The sequence below is a fragment of the Brevibacillus laterosporus DSM 25 genome (genome assembly GCF_002706795.1).
GTDB classification, from domain to species: domain Bacteria; phylum Bacillota; class Bacilli; order Brevibacillales; family Brevibacillaceae; genus Brevibacillus_B; species Brevibacillus_B laterosporus.
Genome location: NZ_CP017705.1, coordinates 4,105,655 through 4,129,993 on the forward strand (window position 1 = coordinate 4,105,655; position 24,339 = coordinate 4,129,993).

Genomic DNA, 24,339 nt, shown 5'->3' on the forward strand with positions numbered 1-24,339 from the left:
GGAGGAAACCTTATGACCAAGAATCGTCATCAGGCTGTAGGTTTAACCGATGAGCAAGTGCTGGAAATGTATCGCTACATGCTCTTGTCAAGAAAAGTGGATGAGCGTTTATGGCTGTTAAACCGAGCTGGGAAAGTTCCATTCGTTATTTCCTGCCAAGGTCAAGAAGCTGCTCAAGTTGGGGCTGCTTTTGCCTTTGATAAAGAAAAGGATTATTTATGCCCGTACTATCGGGATTTTGGAGCGGTTATGGTCTTTGGGCAAACAGCTCGCGATACGTTGTTATCTGCTTTTGCAAAAGCTGAAGATCCTAACAGTGGCGGTCGCCAAATGCCTGGTCATTTTGGTGGTAAGAAATACCGTATTTTGACAGGATCGAGCCCGGTTACTACACAGGTACCACATGCTGTAGGAATTGCTTTAGCAGGACGAATGACAGGCGAGAATCATGCTGTCTTCACCTCTTTTGGAGAAGGATCTAGCAACCAAGGCGATTTCCATGAAGCGGCTAACTTCGCAGGCGTTCATAAATTGCCGGTTATTTTCTTCTGTGAAAACAATAAGTATGCCATTTCTGTGCCATTGAAAAAGCAATTGGCTTGCGAAAGCGTGGCAGACCGCGCTGTTGGTTATGGATTCCCAGGGGTTAGCGTAGATGGAAACGACCCAATTGAAGTGTATCGTGTCATGAAGGAAGCGGTTGATCGAGCAAAGGCTGGAGAAGGTCCTACTTTAGTGGAAGCCGTAACCTACCGTCTTGTACCTCATTCAAGTGACGATGATGATCGTGTATATCGGGATCGTGGAGAAGTGGATGAAGCGAAAAAACAAGACCCAATCATTACATTTGCTCAGTATTTAAAAGAGGTAGGCCTCTTAACGGATGAGTCAGCGTCGGCTCTATCTAACGAAGTGCAAGCAATCGTAGATGAAGCAACGGAATACGCCGAACAGGCACCATATCCAGCGCCAGAATCGACTTTGACGCACGTATACGGATCGTAAGGGGGAGTTAAGATGGCAGTCATTTCTTTTATTGATGCAATTACCATGGCGATGAAGGAAGAAATGCGTCGTGATCCCAAGGTATTTCTGTTGGGAGAAGACGTAGGAGTACGCGGAGGGGTATTTCGTGCGTCCAATGGTATGATTGAAGAATTCGGGGAGCAACGTGTTATGGACACTCCTTTAGCTGAATCAGCGATTGTGGGTGTGGCAATTGGAGCAGCAGCCGTAGGTATGCGTCCTATTGCAGAGATACAATTTGCTGATTTCATTTTGCCAGCGGTGAACCAAATTGTTTCCGAGGCCGCTAAAATGCGTTATCGTTCCAATAATGATTGGAATTGCCCACTTACTGTTCGAGCTCCATTTGGTGGTGGCGTACATGGAGCCCTGTACCATTCTCAATCCTTAGAAGCGATGTTTACAAACGTTCCAGGGTTAAAAGTGGTAGTTCCTTCTACCCCATATGATGCGAAAGGTTTATTAAAAGCAGCCATCCGTGACGAAGATCCGGTCTTGTTTTTTGAACATAAGCGTTGCTATCGCTTGATTAAAGGCGAAGTACCAGAAGCAGACTACACAGTACCAATCGGTAAGGCAGATGTAAAGCGAGAAGGAGACGATATTACGGTCATCTCCTATGGACTCACCCTGCATTTTGCTTTGCAAGCAGCGGAAAAGCTTGCTCAAGAAGGGATTTCTGCTCACGTTCTGGACCTGCGTACACTCTATCCGCTAGACAAGGAAGCAATTGTAGAAGCGGCATCTAAAACGGGGAAAGTGTTAATCATCCATGAAGATAATAAAGAAGGCGGAGTTGGTGGCGAAGTAGCAGCTATTATTGCTGAGCATTGTCTATTTGATCTGGATGCGCCCATTAAGCGTCTGTGCGGACCGGATGTACCGGCAATGCCATACAGCCCACCGATGGAAAAGTTCTTTATGTTAAGTCCAGAAAAAGTATTGGAAGCGATGCGTGAATTAGCGCACTTCTAGGCAAAAGGAGGACGAACCATGGCAACGAAAGTACTCATGCCACAATTGGGCGAGAGCGTTACAGAAGGTACCATCACTAAATGGCTTGTAAATGTGGGCGATGTGGTCAACAAGTATGATCCGTTAGCTGAAGTAAATACAGATAAAGTAACAGCAGAAGTACCATCCACTGTATCGGGACGAATCAAGGAGATAGTAGTTCCTGAAGGAGAGACAGTTAGTGTCGGTACCCTGATCCTTCATATAGACGAGGGAACGGAAAGCGCCAGTGAATCAACAGATAATGTAGAAGCAGGCTTGCAAGAATCTGCTACTCCGATGCCGTCTCCAGTTTCAACTGGACCTGTTTCTACGACAAGTGAAACAAAGGGGCAACCTGAAAGGAAACAACGTTATTCTCCTGCAGTGATGCGACTTGCTCAGGATAATAACATTGATCTATCCCTTGTGATTGGTACAGGCCTAGAAGGACGTATTACGCGCAAGGATGTACAAAAGGTAATAGATCAAGGTGGATTACCACAAGCAGCCAATACGAACAAATTAGCAACTACTCCACAGCCTGCTACAATGGCAGTTAGTACACAAGCACCATCTATACCAGTGGCTCAGCAGTCCAATAGTATCAATACAATGACTGCTTCAACATCTAGTCAAGTATCTGTAGCAGCAGGAGACCAGAGCATTCCTGTGACGCCTGTACGTAAAACGATAGCGTCACGTATGGTGCAAAGTAAACATGAATCACCGCACGCATGGATGATGGTTGAGGTGGACGCGACAAATCTAGTTCATTTCCGCAATAGTGTTAAGGATGAATTTAAGAAAAAAGAAGGCGTTTCTTTAACATTCCTGCCATTCTTTATTAAAGCGGTTGTAGAAGCTTTAAAAGAATTTCCTATGCTTAACTCATCATGGGCAGGCGATCAAATTATCGTTCGTAAAAACGTAAATATCTCTATTGCCGTAGCGAGCGAGGATGCTTTATTTGTTCCAGTAATTAAAGATGCTGATCAAAAATCGGTGTACGGTATTGCCAAATCAATTGAAGATTTAGCAAACCGGGCACGAGCAGGTAAATTAACGATGGATGATATGAGCGGCGGGACCTTTACGGTAAACAATACTGGTTCGTTTGGTTCGGTGCTATCACAACCTATCATCAACGCACCACAAGCGGCGATTATGAGCGTGGAATCCATTGTGAAACGTCCAGTGGTTATAAACGATATGATTGCTGTTCGTTCCATGGTTAACTTGTGCCTGTCACTAGATCATCGCGTTCTCGACGGGTTAGTGTGTGGACGATTCCTGCAAAGTGTAAAAGAAAAATTGGAAGCAATTGGCCCAGAAACAAAGGTTTATTAGGACTAAATAAAATGGGAAAAATGGGGAGGATAGGTAATCTTCCTCATTTTTTTTACTTTTTTATGTAACTTTTTCACGATTTGTTCGTATTAAATAATGGATACTATTTTAAAATTGCCTTAAAGCTATCAACAACTTTGTCTTATTAACATACTGTTAATGGTACACTGAAAGGGAGAGTTGGGTTTTTCCAAAGGCAAAAAAATCGAGAGTGAACAGGAGGAGAATTATGAAACAACAACTAAAGAGAGGCGCATTCCTACTGCTAGCATCGACTCTAGCAATTACACCTTTGGTCTCTGTTCCGCAGAGTACATACGCAGCGAAGAATCTATCTATTGATGCTGACGACACTGACACAGAAGAGAAAACTACGTACACGCTTAAATTTAAAGCAGGGGACGACCTGAAAAAAGGAGACAAAATCACAGTAAAATTTGATAGTGATTTTGACCTAAAAAATGTTAAAAAGAGTTCCATTGAAATCGATGGAGACTCTATTAAAGATTTAAAGAAAAGTGGTTCAAAATTGACGATCACTATTCCCTCTAGAATTGATGAGGGTGATCGTGTAGAAATCGAAATCGATGATGTCATTAATCCAGATGATAGTGGGGAATATGACATTTCTGTTGACGATGGAGACGATGAAGCAGAAGAAAGCATTAAAATCGGAAAAGGCAAAAGCTCTTCTTCAAAAAGTAAAACGGAGAAAAGTGCCTTTTCCGTTGACTTTGGAAGCAAATATCAAGATGAAAAAACATCTCTTGAAATTTCCCGAATTGATCTAAATGACAAGTTAGATGATTCGAAGTATGTGGAAGTGACATTCCCTTACTCTAGTATGCTACCTAATAGAATTAGCACTAGTGATGTTGAATTAAACGGATATTCACCAAAAGACGTTGAGATCTCTGGTCGAACAGTTAAAATTAAACCTGGCTCCAAAGCAGATGGGGATAAAAAGCTAACAATTAAATTTAACAAGGATGCTGGGATCAGAACTCCTTCTTCCAGTAGCTCTTTTAAAGTAGAAGTCGATTATAAAAATACGACCTACGTTTCAAAAGAGTTTGAATTGAAAAAAGGCTCCTCCTCTGTAGATAGTGATTACAGTGTCACCTTATCAGACAGCAATCCAGGGGCTCGCACAAGTGTGTCCATGGAAGTAAAATTAAAGGATGAGCTTAGAGGCGGCAATGATATTTATGTAGAATTTCCTACCCAAGATATGGTGCCAGGCTATATTTTTAGCACATCTGCAACAATCAATGGAACAGCTGTGAGATCTATTGGCGTTTCAGGGCGTACCGTAACCTTGTCAACACCTTATAACTTCTCTAGTTCAGATCGTGTTCGTATCGAATTTAAGAACGATGCGTTCATTAAAATGCCTACATCAACAGGTAACTACGATCTGGCTGTAAAATATAGAGATACAACTTACCGTTCGAAGTCGTTTTCTGTGACAGCAGGAGGAGTAACACCAACGAATCCGACTAATCCGACAAGCCCGACTAATCCTACGGTTCCTGTAATTCCTGCCAACAACAGCACAGCGACTGTATCACTTAGCAAGCCTAATCCGAATGCCATTACTGGTATGACTGTTGGTATTAAGGCACTAGGCGTTGGTCTTAGCACTGCAGACTATATTGAAGTGGTTATGCCAACATCCTTCCGTGTCCCTACGACCATTCCAACAACAGCAGTGACTGTTAATGGAACATATCCAAGCTATGTTGGTACTCGTGGACAAAACTTGGTTATCTACCCATCGGTTAACCTACCTGCAGGTCAAGCAGTAAGCGTAGCCGTAAATGAAAATGCAAAAATCCAAACACCTGGTGCATCTAACATTTACAATGTAGGCGTATATACTTCTGCAGAAAAAAATCCATTGTTCATCCGCCAAGTAACGGTTGGTGCACAAAACGGGATCAGCTTTAAAGTAGGTGCAGCATCCTTTAAAACCCAAGGAAAAACCTATCCATTGGCTGTAGCTCCTTACACATTGAATGGTAATACCATGGTACCAGCTACCTTTGTGCGTGATGGTTTAAAAGTAAGCACAACATATACAAAAGCAGCCGCTACTGTAAAACATGGAAATACAACGATGACCTTTAAAGTAGGATCAAATGTTGTCAACATCAACGGTAAGAACTATACCTTGCCATCTGCTGTACAATTGAAAAACAATGTACCAATGTTACCAATTCGTACAATCACAGATAACTTGCGCTTCAACCTAGCGTGGGATAACGCTTCTTCCAGCGTCATTATCTTTAAATAAGAACTTATTTCATGAAAAACACCCCCCAGAACAGATGGAGATTCATTCGCTTCCATCTTTCAACTGGGGGGTGTTTTTTATTTTGGTCCTTTTTCCTATACTATACGTATTGAAGAACCATCGGAACAACAAGGGCCAGTACAAGAATAATGACCAAAATTTTGGCGATTGTAGATTGATGTTTCAATATAGACAACTCCTTTTCATTTGTTCAATAAAGTTGCATAAGGTTTTACTTTAACTAAATCAGTTTGCAAAACCAAAATTTCTAAAAAAATGAATCAGCTTTCTTAAATGTACAAATGCTTCTACCGTTGATTGAAAAACGGCGATGCTATGCTAGAATAAAATAGAGGAGAATTCTTAATTTTTCCATTATGCTGGCATTGGGGGAGAACACGTGTCTGATCATAATTTTACCCAAATCTATCAGGACTGGCAACAACGGTTGAACCAGAGGCTCGAAAAAACACCGGAACGTAAGAAAAGGTTTTCCACTTCTTCTGATTTGGAAGTCGAGCGGCTTTATCTGCCTAAAGAAGTGAATCAATCATATATGGATCAAATCGGTCTTCCCGGGGAATATCCATATACCCGTGGCGTTCAGCCTACTATGTTTAGAGGGCGCTTTTGGACGATGCGTCAGTATGCAGGATTTGGCTCAGCAGAAGAGACAAATAAACGGTTTCGCTACCTGTTAGAGCAGGGACAGACTGGACTAAGCGTAGCATTCGACTTACCTACACAAATTGGGTATGACTCTGATGATTCCATGTCGGTGGGAGAAGTGGGGAAGGTTGGCGTTGCAATAGATTCCTTGGAAGATATGGAAACTTTATTACAGGGCATTCCGCTTGATAAAGTAAGTACCTCCATGACCATTAATGCACCAGCTTCTGTACTATTGGCTATGTACATCGTTGTAGCGGAGAAACAAGGAACACCACCACACGCTCTAAGCGGTACAATTCAAAATGACATTTTAAAGGAATATATTGCTAGGGGTACATACATTTTTCCACCACAGCCTTCGATGCGCTTGATTACAGACATTTTTGCGTACTGTGCGGAACATGTGCCTAAATGGAACACCATAAGCATTAGCGGGTATCATATTAGAGAAGCCGGTTCTAGTGCTGTGCAAGAGGTAGCTTTTACCTTAGCGGATGGCAGAGCATATGTTGAAGCAGCATTACAAGCAGGTCTTGATATCGATCTTTTTGCTCCGCAGTTATCTTTCTTTTTTAATGCTCATAATCATTTCTTTGAAGAAGTCGCAAAATTTAGAGCTGCCAGAAGAATCTGGTCAAATCTGATGAGAAACACCTATGGTGCAAAACAGCCAAAATCTTGGCAGTTCCGTGTTCATACACAAACAGGTGGTTCTACATTAACTGCACAGCAACCAGATAATAATATTGTTCGAGTTACTTTACAGGCATTGGCAGCTGTATTAGGTGGGACCCAGAGCTTGCATACCAATTCCCGTGACGAAGCACTTGCCTTACCAACAGAGGATTCTGCACGTATTGCCTTACGCACTCAGCAGATTATTGCCCATGAAAGTGGTGTTACAGATACGGTCGATCCATTGGGCGGCTCGTATTATGTGGAAGCATTAACAGACGAAATCGAAAAAGGTGTTCTGGCTTATATGGACAAAATCGAGAAGATGGGTGGCGCTGTAGCTGCAGTCGTAGCAGGGTATATGCAACGTGAGATACACAAGCAAGCCTATGACACACAGCGTAATATTGAATCTGGGGAAGAAGTAGTAGTAGGAATGAATCGTTTCACGCTTGAGCATGAGACGCAGCCTGAGCTTTTACGAGTAGATCCATCGATTGGTAAAAAACAGACGGAACGACTGGAAGGTCTACGAAATCGTCGAGATCCAATTTTAGTTGATCAAACGCTCGGTCGATTAAAGACAGCAGCGGAAGGCACAGAAAATTTGATACCTTTTATTATTGACTGTGTACGCGCCTATGCCACGATTGGAGAGATCTGTGGAGTTTTGCGTCAAGTTTTTGGAGAGTATCGGGCGGTTTAATCGGGTCGAAGGAGGAAAGACAACTATGAAACAAAAAATTCGCGTATTAGTAGCAAAGCCAGGTTTGGATGGTCATGATCGTGGTGCACTCGTTATCGCCCAATCCTTGCGAGATGCAGGAATGGAGGTTGTGTATACCGGCTTACGACAGACCCCTGCACAGATTGTACATGCAGCTATTCAAGAGGACGTTGATTTTATTGGATTGTCGTGTTTATCTGGTGCGCATAATGAATTATTTCCCGAAGTGATTCGTTTGCTACGAGAGCAACAGGCTGAGGATATCATGGTTTTTGGCGGAGGCGTAATCCCGCAAGAGGATATTCCTTTCTTAAAAGAGCAAGGGATTGCTGAGATTTTTACACCAGGTACCCCAACGCAGGCTGCTGTAGACTTTGTTCGAAGCAAGGCAAGACCAAAAAGGGATAGCTGGGTGGAAACTCCAAAACGAATTGCTCATATAGGCATTGCGGTCCAGTCAATTGAAGCGGTACTTCCTTTTTACATTGAGCAATTAGGTTTACAGCTTAAGGGGAGGGAAAAAGTGGAGTCAGAGCAGGTAGAGGTTGCCTTTCTGCAAATTGGAGAAACGAACCTAGAACTATTAGAACCTCTCTCCCCAGAAAGCCCAATCGCTAGCTTTATTACGAAACGCGGCGAAGGTATTCATCATATTGCTTTGGATGTGGATGATATCGAAGAACGATTGCAGCAGTTTAAACAGAACGGTGTGCAGCTTGTTCACGAACAGGCGAAGCTAGGAGCGCATGGAGCACAGATAGCCTTTTTACATCCCAAAGCGGCGAATGGCGTATTATTCGAGCTATGTCAGTACGAACAGCAGAAGGAGGAGCTGATAGATGAGTAATGAAATGTACGCCAAGATTGACGAGCTATACGAACGGAAGAATAAAGTAGAGTTGGGCGGTGGAGACGAACGAATTGAAGCCCAGCATAAGCGTGGAAAGCTGACAGCTCGTGAAAGGATTGATCTATTAGTAGACTCAGAAACCTTTGTAGAGCTTCAGCCATTCGTAAAGCACCGTAGCAATTTGTTTGGTTTAGATAAGCTGGAAGCACCTGGAGAAGGCGTTGTGACAGGGTACGGAAAAGTTCATGGACGGATGATTTATGTGTTTGCCCAAGATTTTACTGTCTTTGGTGGGGCATTAGGTGAAATGCATGCAAAGAAAATTGCTAATATTATGGATTTAGCGGCGAAAAATGGCGCTCCTGTTGTAGGCTTAAATGATTCTGGGGGAGCGCGTATCCAAGAAGGGGTAGTTTCACTAGATGGCTATGGGCATATATTTTATCGGAATTCTATCTATTCAGGTGTAATTCCACAAATTTCGGTTATTCTTGGACCATGTGCAGGTGGTGCAGTTTATTCGCCTGCTATTACTGATTTTGTGTTTATGGTAGAAAAGAGCTCACAGATGTTTATCACTGGTCCAAAGGTCATTGAAACTGTTACGGGAGAAAGGATTTCTAGTGAGGATCTTGGAGGGGCCAAGGTTCATTCCAGTATAAGTGGAGTGGCTCATTTTACGTCAGAGTCGGAGGCGGAAGTGCTGGAAGAAGTTCGTCGTCTCCTACAGTTTCTTCCTCAAAGCCACCGCGAAGAGCCCCCAGTTATCCCTTTTGATGGAGAGGATGGAAATTGGCTAGAGGAGATGCTCGACATTGTTCCTGTCGCTGGGACGAAGGTATACGATGTGAAAAAAGTGCTGACACTCATTGTTGACGATGGGGATTTCATGGAAATTCAATCACAATTTGCACGAAATGTCGTGGTTGGTTTTGGGCGTTTAAAAGGTCAGCCTGTAGGTTTTATTGCCAATCAGCCTAAAGTGATGGCAGGGGGACTTGATATTGATTCCTCTGATAAATTGGCACGTTTTATTCGCACTTGTGATTGTTTTAATATTCCGTTAGTTACCTTTGTTGATGTGACAGGCTTTTTTCCTGGTGTAAATCAGGAGCACGGAGGAATTATCCGACATGGTGCCAAAATTCTGTTCGCATACTCAGAAGCGACAGTACCAAAAATCAGTGTTATTACTCGTAAAGCATATGGCGGTGCTTATGTTGCGCTAAATTCCAAGGCAATTGGTGCTGATGTGGTATATGCTTGGCCTAATGCTGAGATAGCGGTAATGGGTCCAGAGGGGGCAGCCAGTGTTATTTTTGCTAAGGAGATTGAGAGAAGTGAAGATGCTCTAGACACCAGACAACGCAAGATTGCTGAATACAGAGAGAAATTTGCTAATCCCTATGTAGCAGCAGAGCATGGCATGGTAGATGATATTATCGATCCAAGAGAAACAAGAAAATACCTTATTCATTCTCTGGACATGCTAAAGACGAAACGTGAGGAGCGACCTGCAAAAAAACATGGGAATATCCCGTTGTAGCTACTGAAAATAGCAAAGAAAAAAGTTCTGACTGGAATAGTACAGACTAACTTTTTTACGGTATACTAAAAGTGTTACATAGAGAATTAGGAACGGAGGAAGTCAATGTGATTAATCAAGAACGAATTCTTGCAGAGTTTTTGGAGCTAGTCCAAATCGACAGCGAAACAAAAGAAGAAGCAGCGATTGCTGAGGTATTAAAGGATAAATTAGCAAGCTTGGGCTTTTCTGTAGAGGAAGATGATGTTGCTTCCAAAACAGAACATAGTGCGAACAATCTGTTTGCTACCCTTGAAGGTACTGCTAAGGGTCCTACTATTCTGTTTAGCAGTCACATGGATACCGTCGTTCCAGGTAAAGGTGTAAAGCCTTCTATTAAAGATGGATATGTGGTAACGGATGGTACTACAATTCTAGGTGCTGACGACAAAGCGGGTATCGCTGCAATCTTTGAAGCGATTCGTACGTTAAAAGAACAGAATCTACCTCATCCATCTATTCAGGTTGTTTTGACCGTTGGTGAAGAATCTGGTCTAGTTGGGTCACGTCACATGGATGCAAATAAATTAAAAGCAGAAATGGGCTTTATTTTGGATTCAACAGGGAAAGTGGGCGAAATTGTCAAAGCTGGAGCTGGTCAATATCGCATTGTTACCAAAATTCACGGAAAAGCTGCTCATGCTGGTGTGAATCCAGAGGATGGCATAAGTGCTATCACTGTTGCTAGCAAGGCTATTTCACGTATGCCGCTTGGGCGTATTGATGAAGATACCACTGCAAACATTGGCCGTTTTGAAGGTGGTCGCGCTTACAATATCGTAACAGACTACGTAGAGATTTGGTCAGAGGCTCGCAGCATGGTAAATGAAAAACTAGAAGTACAAGTGAAAAAAATGACGACTGCATTTGAAGAAGTGGCTTCTGAGCTAGGGGCGACTTGCGAAAATGATGTGAAGTTTATGTACTCCGGCTATAAATTTGATGAAAGTACGCCGGTGTTGCAAAAAGCGATTGCCGCAGTTAAACGTGTAGATCGTGAACCGAAGTTAACCAGTAGTGGTGGCGGTAGCGACGGAAACGTGTTTAACGGACATGGTATCCCTTCTGTTAACTTTGGTATCGGGTATGAAGAGATACATACAAAAAATGAACGTATGCCTTTAGAAGAACTATATAAGGCTGCTGAATTGGTACTAGCTGTTATCGCTGAATGTGTTGAATAAGAGAAAAGAAAGAGAGCTTGGTCATGGCACCAAGCTCTTTTTGTATGTACCAGAAAGTTTAGAGAAGGAAGGGCATAAGTATGTATTATGTAGAGTTCCATCTTTTTTAAGAAATGAAAATGATGAGGATGAAGCTGATGCAACAAATGATGGCTGGTTATATTCTTACATGTGGAGAGCAACGAAGAGGGCTTACAGAAGTAGTCGTTCAGCGAGCAGATGGTAAAAAACAACGTGCTATTTATTATGGCCAAAACGAAGATTTGAGGGTGGGGCAATTAGTGTTACTTAATGTAACAGCGACTCATCTGGAATTAGGAACAGGTGGTACAGACTTCATAATGGCTCTGGAACCATTTTGTAATAGGCAACATTCTCCATTACAATACGGGCATATTATGAAAATGCGCTATACGCCTTGCCAGATGGCAGTGGATACACTAGAAGAACAGGCGAGCCCTTATCATGGGTTATTTGCTCAGGAGGAATTGTCTTTAGCGGGGAGTTTTGTACTTGTAGCTGAATTACATAGTATGTTACCTGCGTTGTGCATTAGATTAAAAGAACTGATGCCAGAAGCGCGAATTGTTTATATCATGACGGATCATACCGCACTGCCAATCTCACTTTCACGGCATGTTCACTGGCTGGTAAGCAACAAATATGTACACGCAACCGTTACCACGGGTCAGGCTTTTGGTGGGGATGGTGAATGTGTCAATACAGTAACAGGTCTATTAGCGGCAAAACACGTGTATCAAGCTGATTGGATTATTTGTACACCTGGACCTGGTGGAGTTGGTACAGGTACTCCTTATGGATTCACAGGGTTACAATTAGCGGACGTTTTGCATCATGTAGATATTCTCGGAGGAGTACCGTTTTTTTTACCAAGAATTAGCTTTGTAGATAAACGAGAACGGCACCATGGCATGAGTCATCATACAACCACCTTGTTAAGGCAATTTGTGCTTCGTCCTGTCATTCTGCCCATACCTCTGTTTGAAGATGAACGTGATTCATCTATAGAGAAGCAGGTGGAACAGTCATCCTTGTCACAAAAACATATTGTCCTAAGACAAAAAGCAGGGACAGTAGGGGAGATTGATAAATTGTATAAACGGCACCACCTAGAAAAGCTTTCCTCGATGGGACGGAATTGGGAGGAAGACCCGACTCCTTTTTTAACGGCTGATACAATGGCCAAAACCGCCTGTTGGATCAGGAAGCATACAGAAATGAATTGAGATATTTTAGATTTTTTGTTGACTCACTTGTTGCAAGTAAACATGTAATGTAAGGGGCTGCTCAGATATTTGACGTAGAGCGGCCTGGATTTCGTTTGCTTTTCCAACCAAGCGTATTTGTTTCAGATCTGTATATAATTTCATCATTGAATCCCTCCTTTGTATTTGGGTAATTCATCTTTACAACTTATTGCGAGTGTGTATAGAACTGATGTCTACTTAGCAAGAAAGTGAAAGTGCTTAGAGGGCATTGATTTTAGTGGATTTTTGAGAAAGGGTTGTACAAGCTATTCTTGATGCTAAGATATGGAGAGAGGTTCGGATATAGAACTAAAAAGTGTGTTTTAAAAGTAAACAGGTATTTTATAAAAAAGCATGTTTTACAAAACACAGCAAAAAACATTGTTCATTTAGGAGGAAACATCCATGACACAAGCTCAGCACGATTCGTTATATGAAAAAACCATTGCTACGAAAAAAATCTACGACGGTAAAATTATTTCGGTTCAGGTTGACGATGTAGAATTACCAAATGGTCATACAGCTAAACGAGAGATTGTTAAGCATCAGGGAGCCGTAGCAGTTATGCCGATCACAGAGGATGGCAAATTGATCGTTGTACGTCAATTTCGTAAACCATTGGAGCGTTCTATTGTAGAAATTCCAGCTGGTAAGTTAGAACGGGGAGAAGATCCTTTAGAATGCGCCAAGCGTGAATTAGAAGAAGAGACCGGCTTTAAAGCCACAGAGTATAAACATATCAGCTCGTTTTATACTTCACCGGGGTTTGCAGATGAACTATTACACCTGTATATGGCTACAGGATTGATTGCGGGAGAATGTAATCCTGACGAAGATGAATTTGTTGAAGTGATGTACGTGACACTAGAAGAAGCTAGAAAACTTCATGAAGCTGGAGAGATTCGAGACGCTAAAACCGTTCTTGCTTTGTTTGTAATGGAAAATGAGCGTCTGAATCAGCGCTTATAATCATGCTGTCATCTATCTTTGCAGATTTACATATACACATTGGCGGAACGATGTCAGGAAAAGCTGTTAAAATTACGGCTTCCCGAAAAATGACTCTTCACAGTATTTTGGAGGAAGCTTCTGAGCGTAAGGGAATGGAAATGATTGGCGTTATAGATGCACATGCCCCTGAGGTACAAGCTGAATTGCAAGAATTAATTGATCGAAAAATGGCTATAGCTCATCCGGATGGGGGTATCCATTATAAACGAACGATGCTACTGCTTGGCTGTGAGGTAGAAATTAAGGAACCAGATAGGGGAGAAGCTCATTTTTTGTGCTATATGCCCGATTTGCGTAGAATGCGCCTCTTCACAGAGTGGTTGGCTGTTCGTTGCAAGAATGTACACCTTAGCTCGCAACGCGTGTATACAGGTCTTCGTGAGCTCCAGCACTTTGTTTACCAGCATGAGGGACTTATGATACCAGCACACATCTTTACACCCCATAAAGGGCTTTACGGAAGCTGTACGGATCATCTTAGCGAGGTTGCTGATCCTAGTTTGGTTTATGCGGTAGAGCTAGGATTAAGTGCAAATACGGATATGGCAGATCGGCTACAGGAGTTACATGAGAAAACGTTTGTGACAAATTCAGATGCTCATTCCTTACAAAAAATTGGCCGGGAATATCAAGTGCTCTTGCTAAAGGAACCAAGCTATCAGGAATGGGTCATGGCAATGCGACGTGAGCAGCACAGAAGGGTTTCATGTAATTATGGACTATCTCCACAGCTAGGAAAGTATCACCAAACAGCGTGTCAGGGATGTGGGTCCATGGAACGAGAGAATGAGATGGGGAGGTGCCCTGCCTGCGGATATAAACGGATGGTGAGAGGGGTTAGTCAACGGATCGATCAGTTAGCTGATGTACCAATCGGGGTGCATCCTTCACACCGGCCTCCTTATGTGGAACAGATTCCTTTAGAGTTTTTGCCAGGTGTAGGACCAAAAATACGGCAAAAAATGTATGAACAAATTGGAACCGAAATGGATGTCCTCCATCGGGTGGATGAGGAGATTTTGTGTCAGGTAGTAGGTGAAAAAATAACGAGTATGATTGCCAAAGCAAGACGTGGCGAGCTATTGATTCAGGCTGGAAGAGCTGGGATCTATGGAAAGGTAATTGGAGAAAGAGAGAAGTAATAGCAATGTATTAGTCATAGAATAGACAAGCGGTGCATAGAATGTAAGTATCCTGGCAACCAAGGAGGGGGGCCGTCTTGCGTAACCGCTTTGGACATGGCATCCATCTTTATTTGAAAGAAAACCAGTCCCTTTTTTTATTTACTATCGTCCTGTTTACTATGGGCATCATTTTTGGAGCTGTGCTTGTTAATTCGCTTGATTTGTCTCAGCGACAAGAACTGCTTGGCTTTCTCAATTATTTTTTTTCTAACTTTGACAAAAGCGGAATAACGGATTCCTCCCTACATTTTCAACAAGCGTTCGGATATCATTTAAAAACAATTTTGATACTGTGGGTATTAGGAATGTCCATAATTGGATTGCCTATGATCCTACTACTATTATTTCTCAAAGGTATCATTGTTGGTTTTACCGTTGGATTCTTGGTGGGAGAGTTGCAGTGGAAGGGAGTGACGTTTGCTTTACTTGGTGTCCTTCCACAAAACATGTTAGTTGTTCCCGCTATGCTCATTGCCGGTGTTGCAGGTATTTCATTCTCTCTTCGCTTGGTACGTACTAGATTGGTCACACGTAGAGATAGCATTATGCCGCATTTTACTAATTATTCAATTCTAGTTGGTAGCATGTTTATAATCATGACAGCTGCAGCTTTATTGGAGACTTTTTTGTCCCCATTATTGATGCAGTACGCTATTAATTAAGAATAATTATAAGATAAGAACTTATGTATTTGACTAAATAGATTTCTCTCCTCTATAATAAGTACAGGTTTGATGCGAACGGGGAGGGGCATACATGGAAGAAAAAATAGAAAAGATAAAGCAACAATTACATTCGCACCACTATAAATTGACTCCGCAACGCGAAGCTACAGTTCGTGTCTTACTGGAGAATGAAGCAGATCATCTCAGTGCTGAGGATGTCTACTTAAAGGTGAAAGACAAAGCTCCTGAGATTGGCTTAGCGACGGTATATCGGACCTTGGAGCTATTAAGTGAGCTGCGGATTATCCATAAAATGAACTTTGGTGACGGGGTAGCACGTTATGACCTCCGAGATGATAATGCTAAACATCACCATCATCACTTGATATGCTTACATTGTGGTACGGTGGATGAGATATTTGAAGATTTGTTAGTGGGAACAGAAGAGAAGGTAAAAGCGGACTACAAATTTGCTATAACAGATCACCGACTCAGTTTTTATGGAATCTGCCATCGTTGTCTTGATAAAGTTAATTTGGAAGACTACAAGTAATAACTTCTCCATAGTTAAGGAGAAGTTTTTTTCTTGTTCGTGAAAGTCATGAATAGGGACAAAAAGGCATAAAATAGCAATAACCGTGCTCAAGGGGTTGTTGCAATGAGTTTTCCATTTCGCCGTTTTATGGAATTAATTCGATTCTTTTTACTTTTTGTCACTTGTTCCTTGTTCAGTTATGGAGTAGTATCCTACTTATCACACCATATTTTGCCGGCAAATCCCTACCGAGAACCTTCCGGGAATGCTGTTAAGGTGGTAAAATGGCTGGACAACAAACCCGTATCTGAGTGGGACTGGTATTTAGAGCGCCTTCAGCTTTTTTTCTCGGAAGGGGAATGAGAAAGCAGGATTTTGTAAGTGCGCTGTTGAAATGTATAAGGTACCGCTCTGGTATAATTAATCCAGGAGGAGAAGTGGCTTCATGGATACGCTAATCGATCAATTCACCCACTTTCTCGCAGTAGAAAAAGGACTTGCAGCCAATACGTTGGAATCTTATCAACATGACTTGGTAATGTACGCTGCATATTTGAATGACCAAGGTATTAGCAAGGTAGAAGAGACTACGCGCACTCATATCGTTGGCTATCTATTTATGCTTCAAGAGAAAGGACGGGCTACGGCTACATTATCTAGGAATATGGCATCCATTCGTGCTTTTTATCAATTCTTAGTCCGAGACCGTCATATGACAAGTGATCCATCTATTCATTTGGAAACACCCAAAATTGAGAAAAGACTGCCTAAAGTGTTGTCAGTAGAAGAAGTAGAGTGTTTATTAGATGGTCCAAAAGGGAATGTACCTATAGCATATCGTGATAAAGCCATGCTAGAATTATTATATGCGACTGGAATTCGCGTTTCTGAGTTAGTATCCTTACAACTGGGGGATATTAATTTGGACATGGGCTTTGTCAAATGTATGGGTAAAGGTTCTAAGGAGCGCATGATTCCGCTTGGTAGCATTGCAATTCAGGTTATCCGTACCTATTTGGAGTGGGGACGTCCACAACTTGTTAAGGCTAGTTCAGATCAGGCGTTGTTTTTAAATCATTTAGGCACACAGATTACACGCCAAGGGTTTTGGAAAATTATTAAAAAATATGCCTTACAAGAGGGAATCCAAAAGGAGATTACTCCGCATACCTTGCGACACTCCTTTGCAACTCATCTTTTAGAAAATGGTGCAGACTTGCGATCTGTACAGGAAATGTTGGGACATGCCGATATTTCTACAACTCAAATTTATACGCATGTAACGCGTACGCGCATCAAAGATGTCTATGCAAAAACACATCCTCGTGCCTAAAGAGATGGACGTACACTTTACAAGGCAGACTTCAAGTGCATAAGGAGGAACACACAAATGAATCGTTTTTCACGTGTATTTTTAATTGTGTTGGATAGTGTTGGAATTGGTGAATTGCCAGACGCTAAGAATTTTAATGATGAAGGTTCTCATACACTTGGTCATATCGCACAAAAGGTAGAAGGGTTTGCACTTCCACATCTTGCAGAATTGGGTCTGGGCACTATTGCTTCTCTACATAACGTACCAGCTGTAGCTGCACCTCGTGCACACTATGGCAAAATGAAAGAAATATCTATGGGAAAAGATACAACAACTGGGCATTGGGAAATTATGGGGCTGCATGTATCTACCCCGTTTAATACATATCCAGATGGATTTCCACAAGAATTAATTGAGGAATTCGAGCAACGCATAGGGCGTAAAGTATTAGGTAACAAGGTAGCATCCGGAACCGAAATTTTGGATGAATTGGGCGAAGAGCATATGAAAACGGGTGCAGTGATCGTGTATACGTCTGCTGATAGCGTATTCCAAGTTGCTGCTCATGAAGAAATCGTACCGTTAGAAGAGCTATACAAGATCTGTGAGATTGCTCGTGAGCTAACACTGCGCGACGAATATGCAGTTACACGTGTAATTGCTCGTCCGTTCTTAGGAAAACCAGGGGCATTCGAACGTACTTCTAATCGTCATGACTACTCTGTAAAGCCATTTGATAAAACGGTTATGAACAATCTAGTAGATGCAGGACTCACTTCAATTGCGATTGGTAAAATCTCTGATATTTATGCGGGAGAGGGCGTAAGTAAAGAGATCCGATCCAAAGATAACATGGATGGAGTAGATAAACTACTTCAAAGCATGCAAGAATCCTTTACAGGGCTTAGCTTTGTAAATCTGGTTGATTTCGATGCCAAATATGGTCATCGCCGTGATACAGAAGGGTACGGAAAAGCGCTAATGGAGTTTGACGCACGTGTTCCAGAGCTACTGGCAGCCCTAAAAGAAAATGATTTACTTATCATAACAGCTGACCATGGTAATGACCCAACACATCATGGTACTGATCATACTCGTGAATATGTTCCTGTACTGGCATACTACAAAAACTTGGAGACAGGCAAAAATCTTGGTGTGCGCGAAACATTTGCTGACCTAGGTGCAACAATTGCCGAAAACTTCGAAGTGAAAATGCCGAAAATCGGTCAAAGTTTCTTAGCTCAATTGTAGGGGGAGAGCATACATGTCCAAAATTCTTGAAGCAAAGGCGTTTATTGAGGAAAAGCTTACTGAAAAGCCAACCATCGGCTTGGTTTTAGGTTCAGGTCTAGGTGTTTTGGCAGATGAAATCGAAGAAGCTACTGTTATTTCATACAACGAGATTCCCCATTTTACGAAATCAACAGTAGTCGGACATAAAGGGCAGCTGGTAATTGGAAAATTGAAAGGCAAGCAGGTAGTAGCGATGCAAGGACGCTTTCACTACTATGAAGGTCATGATTTGGAAGCTGTCGTGTTCCCGATTCGTGTCATGAAGGCGATTGGTGTAGAAACCATCATTGTTACAAATGCAGCAGGTGGTGTCAATGAATCCTATAAACCAGGCGATCTAATGTTAATTTCAGATCATCTCAATCTGACGTACCGCAATCCGCTAATCGGTGGAAATGATGAGTCTTTAGGCGCTCGCTTCCCTGATATGTCAGAAGCTTATTCCAAACGTTTACGTGGGCTTTCTAAAGAGGTTGCAGCTACATTAGGCATCCAATTACAAGAAGGCGTGTATGCAGGACTATTAGGTCCATCCTATGAGACTCCTGCTGAGATTCGCATGTTGCGTATTTTAGGTGGGGATTCTGTCGGAATGTCCACAGTACCAGAAGTGATTGTGGCTCGTCATATGAACATAGAGGTTCTTGGAATTTCTTGCATCAGCAACATGGCGGCAGGAATTCTTGATCAACCATTATCTCATGACGAGGTAATGGAGACAACTGAGAAGGTAAAAGCAGAGTTTCTTTCTTTAGTAAAAGGTGTTATAGAAAAGATGTAATCATTCATGATCATGCCTACTGGTGGAATCAAGGCATGCTTTATAGCTAACAAAGATAAATCCCTTTGGACTAAAAGAGCCAAAGGGATTTTTTGTACTAGTGGTGATATCCTAAGCCAAGTGATAATTGAGAAACGGTTCGCAATACCTTTTGCTGAAAAACCTCCATATGAGGAAGCATACGCTCGGAAGGACCGATCAGACTAATGGAAGCGATAACCTGTCCAGTTGTATCGAAAATAGGCGCTGCAATAGCTGTTACACCAACATTGCGTAGATTGGAACTAACCTCGTACCCATTTTGTCTGATCGTTCTCAAACGCTGCTTCATATCCTCAGTAGAAGTAAGGGATTGTGGTGTGTATGCTTTAAGTCCAGTTGCTAGGACTTCATCGATGAAAGTTTCAGATTGATATGCGAGCAAACAACGGGCACTACTTGTCGCATACAAGGGGAAGCGCCGATGGGCATCGACAGTAAAACGAATCGGATATTGGGAGTCGATTTTGTCCACATAAATGGCATCTTTACCATCCATAATACAAAGACATACCAATTCTTTGGTTTGCTCTGCCAGCTCATGCAAGTGGGGCTTTGCATATTCGACTGTATCGTGATCACGTAATACCTTCGTTCCTAATTCCAGTAAAGTATAACCAAGCGCATACTGCTTGGTTTTTTGATTTTGACGAATAAAGCCTTCGCTTTCTAAAGTTGTCAGTAATTTATGTACAGCGCTTTTGGACATCGCCAGTTTTTTACTTATTTCTGTTACACCTAATTCTTTAGGAGAATCCAAAAAGAGTTGCATAAGATGACAGCTTTTTTTAACGGAAGATAAGAAGTTGTCCATCCGATTATTCCTTTCCTATGAAAAGTCATACATGACTGACTTGTATTCCAAAAAAAGGGGGAAAAGCCCTGATGTAACGGTATTGTAACATGGACACATAATTTTCACAAATAATTGATTTTTACAAATTTTCATGCTAAAATTCACATATCGTTCTTATATGGATAACATTGTTCACTATAAGAGAACAATAAAAGAGAGTATGGGGGGCTTATGATGAAGAAAAAAGCGTGGACAGTGATATCAGTAATTACACTTGCAGCAGTAGTGGTGGCAGGATGTGGAAATTCGGCACAGCCAGCAGGAAGCAGTAGTTCTTCGTCCCAGATGGAAGACAAGCTAGTTATTGCTGGAAATGGTGCTACCGTAGAAAAGCTGATGAAAGACGAGATTTTTAAAAAATTTAATGAAAAATATCCGAACGTAAAGCTCTCATATGTATCAGGTGTGTCTACTGAAATTGTTGCCAAGGTAAAAGCACAACAAAACTCTCCACAGATAGACGTAGCTATCATAGAAGGTGGTGAGCAAGAGAAAGGTCGTACAGAAGGATTATGGCAACCGATTACAGCAGAAGACATTCCTAATGCCGCCAACGTACCTGATGATTTGAAAGTGTTAGAAAATTCAGGAGTTACGGTTAATTTCACACCTATGGGTATCTCCTACAACAGCGATCTAATTAAAGAAAAAGGTATACCTGTTCCAGAATCTTGGAATGATCTTGCTCGTCCTGAAATGAAAGGAAATTTGATTTTAACCGATGTAACAAGCAACTTTGGACGTAGTACGCTAATCATGCTTGCGTATGCCAATGGTGGTTCGGAAAAAGAAATGGAAGAGGGCTTCAAAAAGCTGGAAGCGATTGCTGGCTATATGCCTACATTTGCAAAGTCAGCTGCACAGCTACAACAGAATTTGCAAAGTAAAACCTCTGCTTATACAGCTTGGACTATGGCGCGTAGCATTACACAGAAAAAAGCAGGATTACCACTTGAATTCGTCTTTCCCAAAGAAGGGGCTAATATAGTACCTAACGTAGCGGTTATGGTCAAGGGTGCAAAGCATTCAGAGGCAGCTAAAGAATTTATGAATTTCTTACTAACCGATGAAGTACAGAGCATGTATGCTTCAAAATTATATTACAACCCAGCAACAAAAGTGGACTTACCGGATGATGTAAAGAAAGAACTTGATTTTGATCGGACTAAAGTTGTGCATTTTGATTATGCCGTTTTGGGAAGCAAGACGGGAAAATGGGTTGACCAATTCAACAAGGAAATCGCGCCAAAGGTAGGAAAGTAGGTGTCCACATTGACAAGAGTACCTGATGTAGAATTTATCAATGTTCAGAAAAAATTTCAGAATCAGATTATTGTTGATAACTTCCATCTTCAGATAGAGCAAGGGGAGTTCATCTCTTTGCTCGGACCTTCTGGTTGTGGTAAAACCACAACGTTAAATATGATTGCTGGGTTTTTAGATCCAGATCACGGTGACTTGCTCATTAAAGGAAACAAGATGAATGGAGTTCCTCCATATAAGCGTGAATTGGGAATGGTGTTCCAAACCTATTCCTTATTTCCGCACATGACGGTAGGAGAGAACATTGGTTATGGATTAAAATTACGCAAAATCTCTAAAGCAGAACAAAAAGATCGAATTCGAAAGGTCTTAGAGCTGGTGAAGCTACCACATGTAGCAGATCGGTATCCCAAGCAGCTTTCAGGTGGACAGCGCCAACGTATTGCAATTGCTAGAGCTTTAGTTGTAGAGCCGTCTCTGTTACTCCTTGACGAGCCTTTAAGCAATCTTGATGCTAAATTACGTGAAGAATTACGTGATGAGCTCAAGCGACTACATCAGGAAATTGGAGTTACCACCATTTTTGTTACACATGATCAGGAGGAAGCATTATCTTTATCCGATCGAATAGTAGTTATGAATTATGGACGAGTGGAGCAAATTGGTCGACCTCACGAAATTTACAACCATCCAGCAACGGAATTTGTTCATACATTTATTGGTAAATCAAATCGGATACCTGGTCTTATTACAGCTAGTAACGGGCAGGTCATGACGATTAAGACAGATGGAGATTGGGAGATACAAGCAGTTGCGACTGATACCAACTTGCAGGTAGGCCAGCGAGTGATAGCCTATGTTCGTCCTGAGAAAATCAAACTATTTCCGTTGAATGAAAGATCAGGTGATAAATTTCCCGTGGATAATCAAGTATACGGACAACTGGCATTTTCCTCGTTCCTTGGTGCCTATACCGAATGTAAGGTACAAATTGGAAGCGTTCAGCTTGACGTACGTGTGCAAGAATCTAATTTGCTTACTGAAATGAAGCAGGGAGTAACCGCAATTTGCCAATGGGAAAAAGAAGATGTATTTGTAATGGCGGAGGGGAGGTAGTAAAAGATGTCTAAGCGACTTACCTATTTGTTATTACTTCTGCCGGCCATGATTATTTTGCTAGGCGTCTTTCTTATACCTATGCTTTTTATTCTTCTTTTAAGTTTTGAAGGGGCAGAGGGTCAGTTTAGTTGGTCCAATTATCTCATGTTTTTTCAGGATACATATTATCTGGAGATACTAGGTCGAACGATTTCTCTAAGTTTATATACAGTTGTCTGTACATTACTACTAGCATTTCCTGTAGCCATGTTTATGGCCCGCACACAAGGAAAGCTACGTGGGCTGGTCACCATGTTAATTTTGTGTCCACATCTTATTAGTGTTGTTATACGGAATTTTGGCTGGGTTGTCATTCTAGGAGATACGGGCTGGATTAATAGTATATTGCTAAAAGTAGGACTCATTGATGCACCACTACGTTTGTTATACAACGAATTAGGGATTGTCGTAGGATTAACGGATGCTTTTATTGCTTATATGGTATTAGCGATTGCGACTAGTCTTTATACCATTGACGCTTCCTTGTACAAAGCGGCTTCTATCTTAGGAGCAACACGCTTTCAATCGTTTTTTCATATAACCTTACCTCTGAGCATGCCCGGTGTATTTGCCGGTATTACGCTGGTATTCAGCTTGTCGATGAGTGCCTATGTAACGCCAGCTTTAATGGGAGGAACGTCGGTAAAAGTTATTCCTGTACTAGCCTTTGAACAAATCATGTCGACCCTTAACTGGCCACTAGGAGCAGCTCTTGCTATCATGTTGCTTTCAAGTACGATTGTGTTGGTCACTTTATTTAGTCGATTCGTAGAAACAAAACGGTATAAAGAGGTGTTTACATCATGAGACAAGGAAGATTTTCTTGGCTAGGTGTTATCACCGTTGCCATTTTGATTTTTGTAAATGCACCTTTTTTAATTATTATTCCAAGCTCATTCACTTCTGCTGGATACCTATCGTTTCCCCCTGAAGGGTTTTCCTTCGAGTGGTATAAACAAATTCTAGATCGTCCTGAGTTTATAGATGCTTTCTGGTTTAGCTTGCAGCTTGCAGCTATCACAGCGATCCTTTCAACATTGATCGGAACAATGGCTGCCATTGCAATCTCTAAGTATCAATTTAAGGGAAAGAAAGTCATCAGTGGCTTGCTCTTATCACCTTTAACAGTGCCTTCGTTGATTATTGGTATCGCGGCGTTGCTGTTCTTTACCCGTCTGGAGCTTGGGGGAACATTCTTAGGGTTGTTGCTGGCGCATATATTAATTTCTATTCCTTATGTAGTACGTCTGGTTTTGACGGGTTTAACTACCTTTGATTATACCTTGGAAAAAGCGGCGTTTATGCTAGGAGCAAGACCGCTACATGTGTTTTGGGATATCACATTACCAATGCTACGTCCAGCGATTTTGTCGGGCTTTATTTTCTCCTTCCTGACTTCGTTTGATAATGTGACGGTATCCTTATTCCTGGTTGCTCCGGATACAACAACGTTACCACTTGCTATTTTTACTTATATGCAAGAATCGCTTGATCCAATGGTAGCTTCTATTTCATCGGTTGTTATTCTTATTAGTTTATTTTTTATCTTTTTATTGGAGAAGGTATATGGTTTAGATCGATTATTTGGACTAAACGCACAACAACACTAATGG

23 protein-coding genes are annotated in these 24,339 nt (G+C 41.8%); 21 read left to right on the forward strand and 2 right to left on the reverse strand.

The annotated features are described in order from the left end of the window. The first annotated feature begins 12 nt into the window (after window positions 1-12). From BrL25_RS19715 to BrL25_RS19755, 9 genes are all read left to right on the forward strand, one after another. A complete protein-coding gene (locus BrL25_RS19715; protein ID WP_018672509.1) occupies window positions 13-1,005 on the forward strand; it encodes a thiamine pyrophosphate-dependent dehydrogenase E1 component subunit alpha in 993 nt (330 codons plus the stop codon). Between the two features lie 12 nt (window positions 1,006-1,017). Further along, window positions 1,018-2,001 (forward strand): alpha-ketoacid dehydrogenase subunit beta, encoded by a 984-nt coding sequence (locus BrL25_RS19720; RefSeq protein WP_018672510.1) that lies wholly within the window; start codon window positions 1,018-1,020, stop codon window positions 1,999-2,001. Between the two features lie 18 nt (window positions 2,002-2,019). Continuing rightward, entirely contained in the window at window positions 2,020-3,369 is a 1,350-nt protein-coding gene (locus BrL25_RS19725) for a dihydrolipoamide acetyltransferase family protein (protein ID WP_018672511.1), read from the forward strand. Window positions 3,370-3,598: 229 nt separating this feature from the next. Further along, window positions 3,599-5,665, forward strand: a complete 2,067-nt coding sequence (locus tag BrL25_RS19730; protein ID WP_018672512.1) for a stalk domain-containing protein — start codon at window positions 3,599-3,601, stop codon at window positions 5,663-5,665. A 400-nt stretch (window positions 5,666-6,065) separates the two neighbouring features. Next, window positions 6,066-7,718, forward strand: coding sequence for an acyl-CoA mutase large subunit family protein (locus BrL25_RS19735; RefSeq protein ID WP_018672513.1), 1,653 nt, complete (start codon window positions 6,066-6,068; stop codon window positions 7,716-7,718). Between the two features lie 25 nt (window positions 7,719-7,743). Continuing rightward, window positions 7,744-8,586 (forward strand): methylmalonyl-CoA epimerase, encoded by an 843-nt coding sequence (mce, locus tag BrL25_RS19740; RefSeq protein WP_018672514.1) that lies wholly within the window; start codon window positions 7,744-7,746, stop codon window positions 8,584-8,586. After that, window positions 8,579-10,135 (forward strand): acyl-CoA carboxylase subunit beta, encoded by a 1,557-nt coding sequence (locus BrL25_RS19745; protein ID WP_018672515.1) that lies wholly within the window; start codon window positions 8,579-8,581, stop codon window positions 10,133-10,135. Before mce ends, BrL25_RS19745 begins: the two co-directional genes overlap by 8 nt. A gap of 107 nt (window positions 10,136-10,242) precedes the next feature. After that, entirely contained in the window at window positions 10,243-11,358 is a 1,116-nt protein-coding gene (locus BrL25_RS19750) for a M20/M25/M40 family metallo-hydrolase (RefSeq protein WP_018672516.1), read from the forward strand. 137 nt (window positions 11,359-11,495) lie between these two features. Further along, entirely contained in the window at window positions 11,496-12,605 is a 1,110-nt protein-coding gene (locus BrL25_RS19755) for a DUF3866 family protein (RefSeq protein WP_018672517.1), read from the forward strand. 6 nt (window positions 12,606-12,611) lie between these two features. On the opposite strand, the gene mciZ is transcribed toward BrL25_RS19755, so the two are convergent. Continuing rightward, window positions 12,612-12,752, reverse strand: coding sequence for a Z-ring formation inhibitor MciZ (gene mciZ / locus BrL25_RS19760; protein WP_018672518.1), 141 nt, complete (start codon window positions 12,750-12,752; stop codon window positions 12,612-12,614). Between the two features lie 279 nt (window positions 12,753-13,031). Here mciZ and BrL25_RS19765 point away from each other — a divergent pair, with 279 nt between their 5' ends. The 8 genes from BrL25_RS19765 (at window position 13,032) to BrL25_RS19800 (ending at window position 19,410) form a co-directional block, all read left to right on the forward strand. Then, window positions 13,032-13,595, forward strand: coding sequence for an NUDIX domain-containing protein (locus BrL25_RS19765; RefSeq protein WP_018672519.1), 564 nt, complete (start codon window positions 13,032-13,034; stop codon window positions 13,593-13,595). A 2-nt stretch (window positions 13,596-13,597) separates the two neighbouring features. Beyond that, window positions 13,598-14,779 carry an endonuclease Q family protein gene (locus tag BrL25_RS19770; RefSeq protein ID WP_018672520.1) on the forward strand — a complete coding sequence of 394 codons (1,182 nt, stop codon included), beginning with the start codon at window positions 13,598-13,600 and terminating at the stop codon, window positions 14,777-14,779. Window positions 14,780-14,856: 77 nt separating this feature from the next. Then, a complete protein-coding gene (gene spoIIM / locus BrL25_RS19775; protein ID WP_018672521.1) occupies window positions 14,857-15,483 on the forward strand; it encodes a stage II sporulation protein M in 627 nt (208 codons plus the stop codon). Window positions 15,484-15,577: 94 nt separating this feature from the next. Next, window positions 15,578-16,039 carry a ferric iron uptake transcriptional regulator gene (gene fur, locus BrL25_RS19780; protein ID WP_018672522.1) on the forward strand — a complete coding sequence of 154 codons (462 nt, stop codon included), beginning with the start codon at window positions 15,578-15,580 and terminating at the stop codon, window positions 16,037-16,039. A 105-nt stretch (window positions 16,040-16,144) separates the two neighbouring features. Next, on the forward strand, window positions 16,145-16,384 hold the full coding sequence (locus BrL25_RS19785) for a DUF4227 family protein (protein ID WP_018672523.1): 240 nt from the start codon (window positions 16,145-16,147) through the stop codon (window positions 16,382-16,384). Between the two features lie 82 nt (window positions 16,385-16,466). Further along, window positions 16,467-17,354, forward strand: coding sequence for a site-specific tyrosine recombinase XerD (xerD, locus tag BrL25_RS19790; protein ID WP_018672524.1), 888 nt, complete (start codon window positions 16,467-16,469; stop codon window positions 17,352-17,354). 57 nt (window positions 17,355-17,411) lie between these two features. Beyond that, the gene (gene deoB / locus BrL25_RS19795; RefSeq protein WP_018672525.1) at window positions 17,412-18,587 is read left to right on the forward strand and encodes a phosphopentomutase; all 1,176 of its coding nucleotides are present in this window, start codon (window positions 17,412-17,414) and stop codon (window positions 18,585-18,587) included. Between the two features lie 13 nt (window positions 18,588-18,600). Further along, on the forward strand, window positions 18,601-19,410 hold the full coding sequence (locus BrL25_RS19800) for a purine-nucleoside phosphorylase (RefSeq protein ID WP_018672526.1): 810 nt from the start codon (window positions 18,601-18,603) through the stop codon (window positions 19,408-19,410). Between the two features lie 97 nt (window positions 19,411-19,507). On the opposite strand, the gene BrL25_RS19805 is transcribed toward BrL25_RS19800, so the two are convergent. Next, the gene (locus tag BrL25_RS19805; RefSeq protein WP_018672527.1) at window positions 19,508-20,263 is read right to left on the reverse strand and encodes an IclR family transcriptional regulator; all 756 of its coding nucleotides are present in this window, start codon (window positions 20,261-20,263) and stop codon (window positions 19,508-19,510) included. 216 nt (window positions 20,264-20,479) lie between these two features. On the opposite strand from BrL25_RS19805, the gene BrL25_RS19810 reads away from it, so the two are divergent. Genes BrL25_RS19810 through BrL25_RS19825 form a run of 4 tightly spaced genes read left to right on the forward strand, consistent with a single transcriptional unit; the run spans window position 20,480 to window position 24,336 of the window. Then, window positions 20,480-21,568, forward strand: coding sequence for an ABC transporter substrate-binding protein (locus tag BrL25_RS19810; RefSeq protein ID WP_018672528.1), 1,089 nt, complete (start codon window positions 20,480-20,482; stop codon window positions 21,566-21,568). A gap of 9 nt (window positions 21,569-21,577) precedes the next feature. Next, the gene (locus tag BrL25_RS19815) at window positions 21,578-22,684 is read left to right on the forward strand and encodes an ABC transporter ATP-binding protein (protein WP_026315238.1); all 1,107 of its coding nucleotides are present in this window, start codon (window positions 21,578-21,580) and stop codon (window positions 22,682-22,684) included. Between the two features lie 6 nt (window positions 22,685-22,690). Further along, the gene (locus BrL25_RS19820; protein ID WP_018672530.1) at window positions 22,691-23,533 is read left to right on the forward strand and encodes an ABC transporter permease; all 843 of its coding nucleotides are present in this window, start codon (window positions 22,691-22,693) and stop codon (window positions 23,531-23,533) included. Continuing rightward, a complete protein-coding gene (locus BrL25_RS19825; protein ID WP_018672531.1) occupies window positions 23,530-24,336 on the forward strand; it encodes an ABC transporter permease in 807 nt (268 codons plus the stop codon). Before BrL25_RS19820 ends, BrL25_RS19825 begins: the two co-directional genes overlap by 4 nt. Window positions 24,337-24,339: the final 3 nt, after the last annotated feature.